This is a genomic window from Anaeromyxobacter paludicola, assembly GCF_023169965.1.
GTDB lineage: Bacteria > Myxococcota > Myxococcia > Myxococcales > Anaeromyxobacteraceae > Anaeromyxobacter_B > Anaeromyxobacter_B paludicola.
The window spans coordinates 310,049-323,410 of the sequence record NZ_AP025592.1; the positions used below are offsets into that span (position 1 = coordinate 310,049).

The 13,362-nt window shown below is 73.8% G+C and carries 10 protein-coding genes; 6 read left to right on the forward strand and 4 right to left on the reverse strand.

Features of this window, described 5'->3' with window-relative positions:
* Positions 1 to 24 precede the first annotated feature (24 nt).
* Entirely contained in the window at positions 25 to 1,812 is a 1,788-nt protein-coding gene (locus AMPC_RS01440; RefSeq protein ID WP_248343770.1) for a thiamine pyrophosphate-binding protein, read from the forward strand.
* 30 nt (positions 1,813 to 1,842) lie between these two features.
* Here the strand turns inward: AMPC_RS01440 and AMPC_RS01445 are convergent, their stop codons facing one another.
* From AMPC_RS01445 to AMPC_RS01455, 3 genes are read right to left on the reverse strand one after another with little or no spacing between them, the layout of a single operon-like run.
* A complete protein-coding gene (locus AMPC_RS01445; protein WP_248343771.1) occupies positions 1,843 to 2,892 on the reverse strand; it encodes an NAD-dependent epimerase/dehydratase family protein in 1,050 nt (349 codons plus the stop codon).
* A complete protein-coding gene (dmpG, locus tag AMPC_RS01450; RefSeq protein WP_248343772.1) occupies positions 2,889 to 3,908 on the reverse strand; it encodes a 4-hydroxy-2-oxovalerate aldolase in 1,020 nt (339 codons plus the stop codon). Before dmpG ends, AMPC_RS01445 begins: the two co-directional genes overlap by 4 nt.
* Before the next feature lie 2 nt (positions 3,909 to 3,910).
* Positions 3,911 to 4,813 (reverse strand): acetaldehyde dehydrogenase (acetylating), encoded by a 903-nt coding sequence (locus AMPC_RS01455; RefSeq protein ID WP_248343773.1) that lies wholly within the window; start codon positions 4,811 to 4,813, stop codon positions 3,911 to 3,913.
* Between the two features lie 139 nt (positions 4,814 to 4,952).
* On the opposite strand from AMPC_RS01455, the gene rfbG reads away from it, so the two are divergent.
* From rfbG to AMPC_RS01470, 3 genes are read left to right on the forward strand one after another with little or no spacing between them, the layout of a single operon-like run.
* The gene (gene rfbG / locus AMPC_RS01460) at positions 4,953 to 6,050 is read left to right on the forward strand and encodes a CDP-glucose 4,6-dehydratase (RefSeq protein ID WP_248343774.1); all 1,098 of its coding nucleotides are present in this window, start codon (positions 4,953 to 4,955) and stop codon (positions 6,048 to 6,050) included.
* Between the two features lie 17 nt (positions 6,051 to 6,067).
* A complete protein-coding gene (gene rfbH, locus AMPC_RS01465) occupies positions 6,068 to 7,444 on the forward strand; it encodes a lipopolysaccharide biosynthesis protein RfbH (RefSeq protein WP_248343775.1) in 1,377 nt (458 codons plus the stop codon).
* A gap of 40 nt (positions 7,445 to 7,484) precedes the next feature.
* Positions 7,485 to 9,239, forward strand: coding sequence for a thiamine pyrophosphate-binding protein (locus tag AMPC_RS01470; protein WP_248343776.1), 1,755 nt, complete (start codon positions 7,485 to 7,487; stop codon positions 9,237 to 9,239).
* Here the strand turns inward: AMPC_RS01470 and AMPC_RS01475 are convergent.
* Entirely contained in the window at positions 9,190 to 10,197 is a 1,008-nt protein-coding gene (locus tag AMPC_RS01475; protein ID WP_248343777.1) for a glycosyltransferase family 2 protein, read from the reverse strand. The two genes, AMPC_RS01470 and AMPC_RS01475, sit on opposite strands and share 50 nt — an antisense overlap.
* Before the next feature lie 127 nt (positions 10,198 to 10,324).
* Here AMPC_RS01475 and AMPC_RS01480 point away from each other — a divergent pair, with 127 nt between their 5' ends.
* Positions 10,325 to 11,911: a glycosyltransferase family 2 protein gene (locus tag AMPC_RS01480; protein ID WP_248343778.1), complete on the forward strand. Its 1,587-nt coding sequence runs from the start codon at positions 10,325 to 10,327 to the stop codon at positions 11,909 to 11,911.
* Positions 11,908 to 13,359, forward strand: coding sequence for a hypothetical protein (locus AMPC_RS01485; protein WP_248343779.1), 1,452 nt, complete (start codon positions 11,908 to 11,910; stop codon positions 13,357 to 13,359). Before AMPC_RS01480 ends, AMPC_RS01485 begins: the two co-directional genes overlap by 4 nt.
* Positions 13,360 to 13,362: the final 3 nt, after the last annotated feature.

Sequence of the window (13,362 nt, forward strand, 5' to 3'; positions counted from 1 at the left end):
GCACCAGAAAAAGGAGCCTGGCACATGAAGATGCGAGTCGCCGACTACCTCACCGACCAGCTCTATCGCGCGGGCGGCGAGCGGGTGTTCCTGATCACCGGCGGCATGATCATGCACCTCACCGACGCGCTGCTGAAGCACGAGCGGCAGCAGTACGTCGCCTGCCACCACGAGGCGGCGGCGGTGATGGCGGCCGACGCCTACGGGCGGTTCACCGGGAAGCTCGGCGTGGCCTACGTGACCGCCGGGCCGGGGGCGCTCAACACCCTCACCGGCGTGGTCGGCGCGTGGGTGGACACCGCGCCCTGCATCATCGTGGCCGGGCAGTCGAAGGTGTCGCAGGCCAAGGTGACCGGGCCGCGCCAGTTCGCGCTCCAGGGCTTCAACACGCTGCCGATCTTCAGCCAGGTCACCAAGTACGCGGTGATGCTCGACGACGTCCGGACGGTGCGCTACCAGGTGGAGCGGGCGATCCACGAGGCCACCACGGCGCGGGTCGGCCCGGTCTGGATCGAGGTCCCGGTGGACATCCAGGGAGCCACCTTCGATCCCGACGAGCACCCCGGCTTCACGCCGCCCGCCCCGGAGCTCCTCTCCGGCGCCGCGCTCGACGAGAAGGTGCGCGAGGCGGCCGAGCTCCTGCGGAGCGCCCGCCGCCCCGTGATCCTGGCCGGCGCCGGCGTCCGGCTCGCCAACGCGGTGCAGCCGCTGCTCGACTTCGCCCGCCGGACCAACGTCCCCGTCCTGACCTCCCGCCTCGGGATGGACCTCATCGGCGACGACGACCGGCTCTTCGCGGGGCGGCCGGGCACCTACGGCGACCGGCCCGGCAACTTCGCCGTCCAGAACGCCGACGTGCTGCTCACCATCGGCTGCCGCCTCGGCATCGGCCTCGTCGGCTACGACTACCAGGGCTTCGCGCGCCGGGCGAAGAAGATCATGGTGGACGTCGATCCGCGCGAGCTCGACAAGCCGGCGGTGGTCCCGGACCTCCCGATCCGGGCCGACGCGGCGGCCTTCCTGGAGCGGATCTCCCCGCTCGTGGACCGGCCGGTGGGGAACCCGGCCTGGCTGGAGCAGATCCAGACCTGGCGCCGGCGTTACCCGGTGGACGAGCCTTCCTACGCGGCGGAGACGAAGGGGATCAACTCCTACCACTTCACCCGGCTGCTCTCGGAGCGCATGCCGGCCGACGCCGTCTTCGTCCTCGACACCGGCTCCTGCTTCCACGTCCACGCCCAGGCCTTCCAGGTGAAGGCCGGCCAGCGTCACATCATCACCGGCGGCCTCTCGACCATGGGGTACGTGCCGGCAGTGGTGGGCGTGGCGGCGGCGCACGAGGGGCGGGACGTCTACTGCGTCACCGGCGACGGCTCGCTGCAGATGCACCTGCAGGAGCTGCAGACCATCAAGCACCACGCCTACCCGGTGAAGCTGATGGTCTTCAACAACGACGGCTACCTGCTCATCCGGCACACCCAGAAGAACTTCATGGAGGGCCGCTACATCGGGGAGAGCCCGCGCACCGGCGTGAGCTTCCCGGACCTCCGCAAGCTCGCCGACCTCTACGGCATGCACTACGTCCGGATCGGGAGCGAGGCCGAGGTGGACGGCGGCCTCGCCGAGGTGATGGCGCACCACGGGCCGGTGCTCTGCGAGGTGATCACCCCGGCCGAGCAGCTGCTCGCGCCGCGCGTGGCGTCGAAGAAGCTCGACGACGGGTCGATGATCTCGATGCCGTACGACGACATGTTCCCGTTCCTCCCGCGCGAGGAGTACGCCGAGAACCAGGTCTGGGACCGGATCACCTGAGGCGGGCCGGCCGGACGGCGCCGGGCGCCGCTACCGCACCCGGTGCCACGCCACCGTGCGCTGGATGGCCGAGGCGAGGTCGATGCGGGCCTCGAGCCCGAGCTCGCGGCGGGCGCGGCCGAGGTCGGGCACGAGCCGGGTCTTCTGGACCGCGGCCCCGCCGGCGTTGAGCCGCACCTCGGGCCGGGGCGAGAACTGGGCGGCGATGAGCTGGGCGAGCGACTCGAGCGTCACCGCCTCCGGGCTCCCCACGTTGTAGGCCCGGCCGGGCACGCCGGCGACGAGCGTCCGCAGGAGCCAGAAGGCCGCCTCGCTGCCGTAGAGATAGCTGCGCACCGTCTGGCCGTCGCCGAGCACGCGGATGGCCTGGCCGGTCATGGCGTCGCGCAGGAAGTCGGTCACCGCCCACGGCCGGTCGAGCTGCATGAAGGGGCCGACGAAGGCGAACGGGCGCGCCGTCACCACCGGCACCTTGTACTGGCTGCGGGCCGCCCCGCAGAGCGTCTCGGCGTAGCGCTTGGCCTCGCCGTACGCGGAGCCGACCTCGCCCACCGGCGGGGCCTCGGCGGCCGCCTCGGAGAGGGCGGGGTGCTCCGGCCCCTGCCGGCCGCTCACGAGCGCCGAGCTCAGGTTGAGCAGGCGCGAGAAGGAGGAGCAGCGGCCCACGGCCCGCAGCACCGCGGAGGTGCCGTTGGCGATGAGCTCCATCGTCTCCACCGGCTCGGTGGCGTGCGCGCGGTTGTCCGGGCTCGCCGCGGCGTGGACCACGAAGCGGGTGTCCTGCGGGATCTCGACCACGTGGCGCACGTCGGCCTTGAGGAGCGCGACGTCCGGGCGCCCCGCCAGGTGCGGGAGCTCCATCGAGAACCGGTCGGTGCTGCGGGAGAGGAGGGTGAGCCCGACGCCGTAGCCGTGCTCGTCGTTGAGGCAGGCCACCAGCTCGGCGAGCCAGGTGCCCATGAAGCCGGTGCCGCCGGTCACGAGCAGCCGGCTGCCCTTGAGCTCCGAGAGGAGCCCCTCGCGGCCCTGGAGGGCGTCGCGGCAGTCCTGGCGGACGAGGTCGATCGCGCGCGGGGTCACGCCGCCTCCCCCTTGCTCTTGCGGGCGAGGTCGCTCGCGACCTCGATGATGAGGTCCTCCTGCCCGGCGACCACCCGGCGCCGGCCGAGCTCGAAGAACACGTCGCGCGGGTCCACGCCGAACTGCTTCGCGGCCCGGTCCACCGGCTTGGAGAAGGCGGAGAAGACGCCCGAGAGGCCGCTCACGATGCTGGTGGAGGAGATGGTCGGCACCACCTTCATGAGCTGCTTCTCGGCGAGGTCGGCGGCGTCGAGCAGCTTGTAGAGGTCGATGCCGGTCTCGAACCCGAGCCGGTGGAGCACCGCCACCAGCACCTCGAGCTGGGTGTTCCCGGCGCCGGCGCCGAACCCGCGCGCGCAGCCGTCGAGGATGGTGGCCCCCGCGCGGACCGCGGCGATGGAGTTCGCGACCGCCATGCCGAGGTTGTTGTGCCCGTGGAAGCCGACCGGGATGGAGAGCCCGGCGCGCAGCGCCTCGACCCGCTCGGTCACGTCCTCGGGGAGGTAGTGGCCGGAGGAGTCCATGAAGACGAGCGCCTCGGCGCCGTACGACTGCATCTTCCTGGCCTCCTCCACCAGGACCGGGACCGGCGCCATGTGCGACATCATCAGGACGCCGTACACCGCCCGGCCGCGCTGGCGGGCGTAGCCGATGTGGCGCTCGGTGATGTCGGCCTCGGTGCAGTGCGAGGCGACGCGGACCAGGTCCACGCCGGCGTCGATCGCCGGGACGAGGTCGCGCTCGATGGTGGCGAAGCCGGGGATGACGTGGATGCCGAGCTTGGCGCGCTTCAGGTGCTCGCGCGCGACCCGGAGCATCTCGGCGTCGGGGCAGGCCGACTCGCCGAGCTGCAGCGACGAGGCGCCCACGCCGTTGCCGTGCCCGACCTCGACGATGGGGATGCCGGCCTGGTCGGCGGCGGCGCAGTAGGCGGCCACCTGGGCCGCGGTGAGCTGGTGCGAGACCGCGTGGTTGCCGTCGCGCAGCGACGGGTCGCTGATGAGGATGGTGGACATGGTTACCCCCGGGCCCCGTGACCGAGCCGGTCCCAGTTGCGCGCGTACTCCTCGGCCATGGCGAGCGCGGCGCAGTTGATGATGTCGAGGTTGCCGGCGTAGGCGGGCAGGTAGTCGCCGAGCCCGCGCACGCGCACCATGGTCACGATGCGCCCGTTCTCGAGGAGCGGGCCGACGATGACCTCGTACCCCGGCACGTAGCGCCGGATCTGGGCCGCCACGTCGCGCAGGAAGGCGGTGAAGCCCTCCACGTCCGGCTTCGCCACCTTGGCGAGCACGGTGGTCTGCATGTTGATGCAGGGCTCGGCCGGGTTGAGGTTGAGGATGGCCTTGGCGCGGCGGCAGCCCGAGAAGCGGCGGATGCCGGTCTCGGTGGTGTGGATGTACTCGTCGAGGTTGCGCCGCGTCGCCGGGCCGGCGCTGCGCGAGGCGATGCTCGAGACCACCTCGATGTAGTCGATGTCGGCGTGGGTGCGGCCGAGCGCCCAGGCGATGGGGATGGACGCCTGGCCGCCGCAGGTGATCATGTTGACGTTCTTGTGGCCGAGCGCCTCCTCGAGGTTCACCGCCGGGACCGCGAGGACGCCCAGCTTGGCGGGCGTGAGATCGACCGCGATCTTCCCGAGCCGCTCGAACACCGGGGCGTGCCGCACGTGGTCGGCCGCCGAGGTGGCGTCGAAGACCAGGTCGCAGCAGTCGGGGTTGGCCTCGATGTAGCCGATGCTCTCGCTCGAGACCGGGACGCCGAGGCTCATGGCCTTGCTGATGCCGGGGGAGGAGGCGCTCCGGCCGACGAAGGCGGTGCACTCGAGCCAGTCGGAGCGGAGCACCTTCACGAGGAGATCGGTGCCGATGTTGCCGGTGCCGAGGATGGCGACCTTGAGCTTCCGGGGGGCGTTGCTCATGCGGGGGTGGACCTCCGCCGAATCGGGGGTGCGAGGGGGCCGGGACTATAGCACACCGGGTCCGGGTCACGACCTCGGGGCAGGGGGGCGGCCGGCGTGGACATCCCCCCGGGGATGCACTAAAAAGCCCAGTCCTGCGATGACCTTCGACGATCTGCGCCAGGCCTACGCCGGGAAGCGCGTCCTCCTCACCGGCCACACCGGCTTCAAGGGCGGCTGGCTCGCGCTCTGGCTCGAGTCGCTGGGGGCCCGGGTGACCGGCTTCGCCCTCCCGCCGCCCACGAGCCCCTCCTTCTTCGAGGACTGCGGGGTGGCCCAGCTCTGCGAGCACGTCCTCGGGGACCTCCGCGACCCCGCGGCGGTCCGCGAGGTGGTGCGCCGGAGCCGCCCCGAGGTGGTCTTCCACCTCGCCGCCCAGCCGCTCGTCCGGCTCTCCTACGAGAGCCCCGTCGAGACGTTCGAGACCAACGTGATGGGCACCGCCCACCTCCTCGAGGCGCTGCGCCTCGAGCAGCGCCCGGCGGCGGTGGTCGTGGTCACGAGCGACAAGTGCTACGAGAACCGCGAGTGGGCCTACGGCTACCGCGAGGAGGACGCCCTCGGCGGCCACGACCCGTACTCGGCCAGCAAGGGCGCGGCGGAGATCGTGGCGGCGAGCTACCGGCGCAGCTTCTTCGCGCCGGCCCGCCTCGCCGAGCACGGGGTGGCGCTCGCGACCGCCCGCGCCGGCAACGTCATCGGCGGGGGCGACTGGGCCGCCGACCGGATCGTCCCCGACGCGGCGCGGGCCCTCGCCGCCGGCGTCCCCATCCCGGTCCGCAACCCCGCCTCGGTCCGGCCGTGGCAGCACGTGCTAGAGCCGCTCGGCGGCTACCTGCTCCTCGGCGCCCGCCTGCTCGGCGCGCCCGACGAGGCGGCCCGCTGCTGCGGCCCCTGGAACTTCGGCCCGGCGCCCGAGAGCGCGCGGCCGGTCCGCGACGTCGTCGAGGCCGCCGTCCGCGCCTGGGGCTCCGGGAGCTGGCAGGCCACCCCGCAGGTGGGCGCGCCGCACGAGGCCGGCCTGCTCCGGCTCGCGATCGAGAAGGCCGTCTCGCAGCTCGCCTGGCGCCCCCGCTGGGAGCTCGAGGAGGCCGTGGGCCGGACCTTCGCCTGGTACCGGGCGCGCCACGAGGGCGCCGGCCCCGCGGCGATGCGCGACCTCTCCCTCCGCCAGATCGGCGAGTACCTCTCCGCCTAGACGAGACGAACCAGACCATGAGCGACCTCACCAAGCCGGGCAGCACCGAGCGCCAGCGCGCGCTCACCTCCGAGATCCTCGAGCGCGTCCGCGAGCTGGCCCAGCTCCGGCTCGAGTCGGAGCCGCCCTTCGTCGCCGGCGAGACGCCGGTCCGGTACGCCGGGCGCGTCTACGACGCCGCCGAGATGGTGAACCTCGTGGACAGCGCGCTCGAGTTCTGGCTCACGGCGGGGCGGTACGCGAAGCGGCTCGAGGCCGACCTCGCCGCCTTCTACGGCCTGCGGAGCGCCTCGCTCGTCAACTCCGGCTCGAGCGCCAACCTCCTCGCCTTCTCGGCGCTCACCAGCCCCGAGTGGAAGGAGCGGCGCATCCGCCCGGGCGACGAGGTGATCACCGTCGCCGCCGGCTTCCCCACCACCGTCGCGCCCATCCTGCAGTACGGCGCGGTCCCGGTCTTCGTGGACGTCTCGCTCCCGACCTACAACGTGGACGTGAGCCGGCTCGAGGACGCGCGGTCGCCCCGGACCAAGGCGGTGTTCCTGGCCCACACCCTCGGGAACCCGTTCGACCTCGAGGCCGTCACCGCCTTCTGCAAGAAGCACGGGCTGTGGCTGGTCGAGGACAACTGCGACGCGAACGGCTCGCTCTACCAGGGCCGGAAGACCGGCACCTTCGGCGACCTCTGCACGCTCAGCTTCTACCCGCCGCACCACATGACCACCGGCGAGGGCGGGGCGGTGCTCGCGCGGGACGCCCGGATGGCGACCGTGGTGGAGAGCATCCGCGACTGGGGTCGCGACTGCTGGTGCCCGTCCGGCAAGGACAACACCTGCGGCAAGCGGTTCTCCTGGCGGCTCGGCGACCTGCCGTCGGGCTACGACCACAAGTACACGTACAGTCACCTCGGCTACAACCTGAAGCTCACCGACCTGCAGGCCGCGGTGGGCGTGGCGCAGCTCCAGAAGCTCGAGGGCTTCGGCCGGGCGCGGCGCGAAAACTGGGCCTTCTTCCGCGAGGCGCTCGCCGGGCTGGAGGAGTTCTTCGTCCTCCCCGAGCCGACCCGCGGCGCCGACCCGAGCTGGTTCGGCTTCCTCCTCACGGTCCGCGAGGGCGCGCCCTTCACCCGCGAGGAGGTGGTGCGGGAGCTCGAGGACCGCAAGATCCAGACCCGCATGCTCTTCGCCGGGAACCTGGTGCGCCAGCCGGCCATCACCGCGCTCGCCGCCGACGCCCGCGAGGTGGGCGCGCCGGCGCCGTTCCGCGTGGCCGGTCCGCTCACCCAGACCGACGCCATCATGAGCCGCAGCTTCTGGTGGGGCGTCTACCCCGGCATCGGGGCCGCCGCCCGGGAGTACATCGCCGAGACGCTCACCCGGTTCGTCCGGTCGCGCTGACCCGCGGCCGGCGGACGCGCCCGCGGGCGCGGAGGATCGCATGGCCGAGTACAAGGTGTCCGACTACGTGGTGGACCACCTCGAGGCCGAGGGGGTCACCTGCGCCTACGAGCTCGCCGGCGGCATGCTGGCCCACCTGCTCGACTCGTTCGCCCTGCGCCGGACGGTGCGGCTCGTCAGCATGCACCACGAGCAGGGGGCGGGGTTCGCCGCCGAGGGGCACGCCCGGATGACCGGCGTGCCCGGGGTGGCGCTCGCCACGAGCGGCCCGGGCGCGACCAACCTCCTCACGGCGATGGGGAGCTGCTACTTCGACAGCACGCCGGCGGTCTTCCTCACCGGGCAGGTCAACCGGCACGAGCTCAAGGGCGACCGGCCCATCCGCCAGCTCGGGTTCCAGGAGACGGACATCGTCGCCATGGCCCGGCCCATCTCCAAGGGCGCCTGGCGCGCCGGCGCGGGCGAGGAGGTGCCGGGGCTGCTGGCGCGCGCCTTCGAGCTGGCCCGCGGCGGCCGGCCCGGGCCGGTGCTCCTCGACCTGCCCATGGACGTGCAGCGGCTCACCGTCGAGGCGCCGCCGCCCGCGCGCCGGGAGCGGCCGGGCCCGCGGCCGGAGCGGGTGCCCGCCTCGTCCGTGGACGACCTCCTCGCGGCGCTCCGCCGGAGCGAGCGGCCCCTGCTGCTCGCGGGCGGCGGGATCCGGAGCGGCGGCGCCGGCGCGCTCTTCGCCCGGGCGGCGGAGCGGCTCGGCATCCCGGTGGTCCACTCGCTCATGGGGCGCGACGCGCTCCCGTTCGAGCACCCGCAGAGCTTCGGGATGATCGGCTCGTACGGGAACCGCTGGGCCAACCACGCGCTCGGCGAGTGCGACCTCCTGCTCGTGGTGGGGAGCCGGCTCGACATCCGCCAGACCGGCACCGACACCGAGGGGCTCGCCCGGCGGCCCATCTTCCAGGTGGACTGCGATCCGGGGGAGATGAACAACCGGGTCCGCGGGGTCCACGCCGTCTGCGCCGACGTGAAGGACTTCCTGGCCGCCCTGCTCGCCGCGGCGCCCGCGCCGCGCCCGGTGCCCGCCTGGTTCGCCCACCTCGCGGAGCTGCGGGCGCGCTGGCCGGACGAGGCCGAGCTGGCCGGCGCCCCCGGCCTCAACCCGAACCGCTTCCTGCGCCGCCTCGGCGCGGCGAGCCGGGCCGCCGCCGCCTTCGTGGTGGACGTGGGGCAGCACCAGATGTGGGCCGGGCAGAGCCTCGCCTTCGCCGAGGGGCAGCGCTTCCTCACGAGCGGCGGCATGGGCGCCATGGGCTTCGCCCTGCCGGCCGCGGTGGGCGCGAGCTTCGCCTGCCCGGGCCGGCCGATCCTGGCCGTGGCGGGCGACGGCGGCTTTCAGCTCAACGTGCAGGAGCTCCAGACGGTGGCGACGCACCGCCTGCCGCTCAAGCTCGTCGTGCTGAACAACCGCTGCCACGGCATGGTCCGGCAGTTCCAGGAGAGCTACTTCGAGGGGCGCTACCAATCCACCGTGGACGGCTACGACGCTCCCGACTTCGCGCGGGTGGCGGCGGCCTACGGGCTCCCCTCGCGGCGGCTCGACGGGACCCTGGAGCAGGGCGAGGCGGCGCGCGACGCGGCGGCGGCCGAGGCGCTCGCCTGGCTCTGGTCGGACCCGTCCTCGCCGGCGCTGCTCGAGGTGCTCCTGCCGATCGGGACGAACGTCTACCCGAAGCTCGCCTTCGGCCGCCCCATCACCGAGATGGAGCCGCTCGCGAAGCCGCTGGAGATGGAGGGGACGTGACCCCGCCGCCCTCGCGGGCGCCGGCCGGGCCGAAGTTGAGCCGCTCCCGCTCGACGACGAGCGGCAGGTGGCGCACGTGCGTCTGGATCGAGCCGACGTACTCGCCCAGGATCCCGATGAAGAAGATCTGGACCGAGCCGAAGAAGTAGATGCCGATGAGCAGCGGCGCGAGGCCGAACTGGAACTCGTTCCAGAAGACCAGCTTCATCACCAGGTAGGCGAGGGAGATGAGCAGGCTCAGCGCCGCCATGCCGAAGCCGGCCAGGGTGGCGATCCGGAGCGGGGCGCGCGAGTGCTTGGTGAGCCCGAGCATCGCCATGTCGAAGAGGGTGAAGAAGTTGTTCTTGGTCTTCCCCTTCTTGCGGAGCGGCTGATCGTAGGGGACGAGGGCCGGCTCGTAGCCCAGCTCCGAGATGAGGCCGCGGAAGTAGGGGTTCGGATCGTCGATGCCGCGCAGGAGCTGGATCACCTGCTTGTCGTAGAGGCCGAACCCGGTGAAGTTCCGGATGAGCTTGGCGTCGGAGATGCGCGCCAGCACGCGGTAGAAGGTCTTCCGCGCCTGGGCCATGACGAAGCCCTCCTCCGTCGAGCGCTTCACGGCCGCGACGATCTTCGCGCCCGCCTCCCAGCGGCGCAGGAGCTCCGGGATCATCTCCGGCGGATCCTGCAGGTCGGACACGAGCGAGACCACCGCGTCGCCCTCGGCCTGGAGCATGCCGTGGTAGGGCGAGCGGATGTGGCCGAAGTTGCCGGCGTTGAGGATGACCTTCACCTTCGGATCGGCCGCGGCGAGCGCGCGCAGGAGGTCCGGGGTGCGGTCCTTGGAGGCGTTGTCGATGAAGAGGTGCTCGTACTGGTAGCCCGGGAGCCCGTCCATCACCGCCTTCACGCGGCGGTAGACCTCCTCCACGTTGGCTTCCTCGTTGTAGCAGGGGGTGACGACGGTGATGAGCGGCATGGGCGCGGTCCCGGGCGGAGTTCGGAGGCGCGCGCAGTGTAGCAGATGGCCGCCGGCGCTCGACCCTTGTTGCCGCCCGCAGGCCGCTCCCGTAATGTCGCCGCGCGATGGGCGAGGCGGGCGCGACATGAACCTCGAGCGGCTCCTGGACCGGGCCTTCTGGGCCCAGGACCGGCTCGCCTACAGCCTGCGCCGCCGGGGGTTCGCGGGGACGGCCCGGTTCCTGGCCGGGCGGGCGCTGCGCGCGGAGCGGCGCGCGCCGCCTCCGCTGGCAACGCAGTACCCGGGCTGGCTCGAGGCGCGCGCGCCGCGGCCGGCCGACCTGGCGCGGGCGCTCGACCGGCTCGCCTGGCGCCCGCTGGTGTCGATCGTCTCCGACGCCGCGCCCGGCTCACCCCTGGCGCAGAGCCTCGCCGCGCAGGGGTATCCCCGGTACGAGCTCGCGCCGTCGCTCGCCGCCGCCGCGGGCGAGGTGGTGGGCGCCCTGCGCGCGGGCGACCGCGTCCGGCCCGGTGCGCTGCTCCGGCTCGTGGCCCGGCTGGAGGAGGGGCTCGAGCTCGGCTACGCCGACCACGACGAGCCCGGGCCGGCGGGGCGCGTGCCCGTGCTGAAGCCCGACTGGTCGCCGGAGCTCCGGGAGGCGGTGGACTACGTGGGCCGCGCCTGGCTGGCGCGCCGCAGCTTTCTCGCCGCGCTCGGCGGCGATCCCACGCGGTCGCCGGGCTGCCGCGCGCCAGCCGGTGCCCGCATCGGGCGCGTGCCGGAGGTGCTCTTCCAGCTCGAGGACCGGTCCGGGCCAGCCGCTCCCGGAGCGCGGCCGCCGGAGCTCCGGGGCGACCCGCTCGTCTCGATCGTCATCCCCACCCGCGACCGCGTCGGGCTCCTGCGCGGGGCGGTGGCGAGCCTGGAGGCCCGGACGCCGCGGCCCCGGTTCGAGCTCGTGCTCGTGGACAACGGCAGCGCCGATCCGGAGGCGCTCCGCTACCTGGCCGAGCTCTCCGGCCGCGGGCACCGGGTGGTCCGGCGCGACGCCCCGTTCAACTGGTCGGAGCTGAGCAACCTGGGGGCGCGCGCCGGGCGGGGCGAGCTCCTGCTCTTCCTCAACAACGACGTCGAGGCGCTCGAGCCGGGCTGGCTCGCGGCGCTGGCGGCCCGCGCGCAGGACCCGGAGGTCGGCCCCGTGGGCGCGCGCCTCCTCTATCCCGACGGCACCGTCCAGCACGCCGGCGTGATCGTGGGGCAGGGCGGGACCGCCGGCCACCCGTTCCGCGGCGCCCTGCCCGACGCGCCCGGGCCGCTCTTCGGCCCCGGCGTGGCGCGCGACTGGAGCGCGGTCACCGGGGCCTGCCTCCTGGTGCGCCGCGAGGTCTTCGAGGCGCTCGGCGGCTTCGACGAGCGGCTCCCGGTCGCCTACAACGACGTGGACTTCTGCCTGCGCGCCCGGGAGCGGGGGCTGCGGGTCGCCTACGAGCCCGCCGCCACGCTCCTGCACCGCGAGCAGGCCTCGCGGGCGCGGGTGGACCCGTGGCGCGACGGCGTTCGCTTCCGGCGGCGGTGGCGCGCGTTCCTCGAGGCGGGGGATCCGTACGGGCACCCCGGCCTGGACCTGACGTGGCCGGAGGGGGAGCTGGTGGCCCAGGGAGCGGAGGACGGGGGCCGGGACCGGCCTCATCCGAGGCGGGCGCGCGGCCGGATGGAGGGGGGGGAGGGATGAGCTTCTCGACGTGGGAGCGGACCGCGCGCGGAGCGCCCAGGTTCCCCGCGCTGCCGGCGGGCCGCTCCGGCGGCGCGCGCGGGGGCGCCCTGACGCTGCTGACCACCGTGTCGGCCGCCCTGGTGGCGTGCCTGCCCGCGCTCGGCGCGGCGCTCTATGTCGCGCGCTCCACCGTGGACGTGCCCTACTACGACCAGTGGCGCTTCGTGCCGCTGCTCCAGAAGCTCGCCGACGGGACGCTCGGCTGGAGCGACCTCACGGCCCAGCACGACGGTCACCGGGTCATCCTGGCGCGGCTCGTCACGCTCGCCTCCGCCCGCTTCGCGGGGTGGAACAACCTGGTCGAGGTCTGGGCCGGGTTCGCCTGCCTGGCGGCCACGGCGGGGCTCCTCCTCCGGTGCCACTGGCGCACCGCGCCGCCGGATCGGCCTCCCGCCTGGCGCCTGCTCTCGGCCCTGCCGTTCCTCTCGGCGCTCTTCAGCTTGAGGCAGTGGGAGAACCTGCTCGCGCCCTGGGCGGCCACCGCCTACGCCGGCGTCCTCCTCGTCCTGGCCGCGCTCTGGCTCGAGTCGCGCGAGCGACCGCGGACCGCCGCCGCGATGGCAACGGCGGTGGTGGCCTCGCTGACCTTCACCAACTGCCTGCTGGTCTGGCCGCTCGCCATGGCGCTCCCGTTCCTGGAGCGATGGTGGCCGCGGGACCGCGCGGCGGCCCCGCGGATCTGGCGATCCCTGGCGGTCTGGACGGCAGGGCTGGCGATCTTCTGCGCGGCGTACTTCAGGGGGTACCAGCTCGCGTCCCAGCAGCTGTCCGGCAGGACCAGCTACCTCATGAGGTTCCTGGTCGCGCTCGGGACGCCGCTCTCGTACACCCCGGGCGTGATCGCGGGCGGGGCGCTCCCGTTCGACCCCGCGGCCGCGGTGCCCACGGCGGCGCTGCTCGGCCTCGCGGTGCTCCTGTCGATCGGGCTCTCCATCCTGGCGATGCGCCGGACCGGGAGCGGGGATGTCCCCCTCCTGGTGGCCTTCGCGGGCTTCGGCGTCGGCTCCGTCCTGCTCCTGGCGCTCGGGCGCTCGAACCTCGGCGTCGGACAGGCCCTCTCCTCGCGGTACACCACCTGGGCCACCGTCGCGGTCGTGGCGGCCTTGTTCCTGCTGCGCGCCGCCGCCGCGAGCCGCCGGTGGCTGCGCCCGCTCCACGCCGCTGCGGCGATCGGCGTGCTGGCGACGAACCTCGTCGCCTTCCGGGTCGAGTTCCCCATCGGCGCCTACCGCGGCGCGGGGCTGGCGCGCTGGGCCGAGGTGGTCCGGCACTACCGGACCGCGACCGACGCCGAGCTCGCCAACCCCCACTACTCGCCCGAGGCCATCCGGGAGTGGAGCCGGATCCTCGAGCGGCTCCGGCTGAGCGCGTTCCGCCACGCCGGCCCGGAGACCGCGGACCGCTGAGCT

Excerpts from the sequence above, each read along its gene's own strand:
- rfbG (WP_248343774.1), top strand. The coding sequence starts at position 4,953 with ATGACCTTCGACGATCTGCGCCAGGCCTACGCCGGGAAGCGCGTCCTC.
- AMPC_RS01440 (WP_248343770.1), top strand. The coding sequence starts at position 25 with ATGAAGATGCGAGTCGCCGACTACCTCACCGACCAGCTCTATCGCGCG.
- AMPC_RS01475 (WP_248343777.1), bottom strand. The coding sequence starts at position 10,197 with ATGCCGCTCATCACCGTCGTCACCCCCTGCTACAACGAGGAAGCCAAC.
- AMPC_RS01455 (WP_248343773.1), bottom strand. The coding sequence starts at position 4,813 with ATGAGCAACGCCCCCCGGAAGCTCAAGGTCGCCATCCTCGGCACCGGC.
- dmpG (WP_248343772.1), bottom strand. The coding sequence starts at position 3,908 with ATGTCCACCATCCTCATCAGCGACCCGTCGCTGCGCGACGGCAACCAC.
- AMPC_RS01470 (WP_248343776.1), top strand. The coding sequence starts at position 7,485 with ATGGCCGAGTACAAGGTGTCCGACTACGTGGTGGACCACCTCGAGGCC.
- AMPC_RS01485 (WP_248343779.1), top strand. The coding sequence starts at position 11,908 with ATGAGCTTCTCGACGTGGGAGCGGACCGCGCGCGGAGCGCCCAGGTTC.
- rfbH (WP_248343775.1), top strand. The coding sequence starts at position 6,068 with ATGAGCGACCTCACCAAGCCGGGCAGCACCGAGCGCCAGCGCGCGCTC.
- AMPC_RS01480 (WP_248343778.1), top strand. The coding sequence starts at position 10,325 with ATGAACCTCGAGCGGCTCCTGGACCGGGCCTTCTGGGCCCAGGACCGG.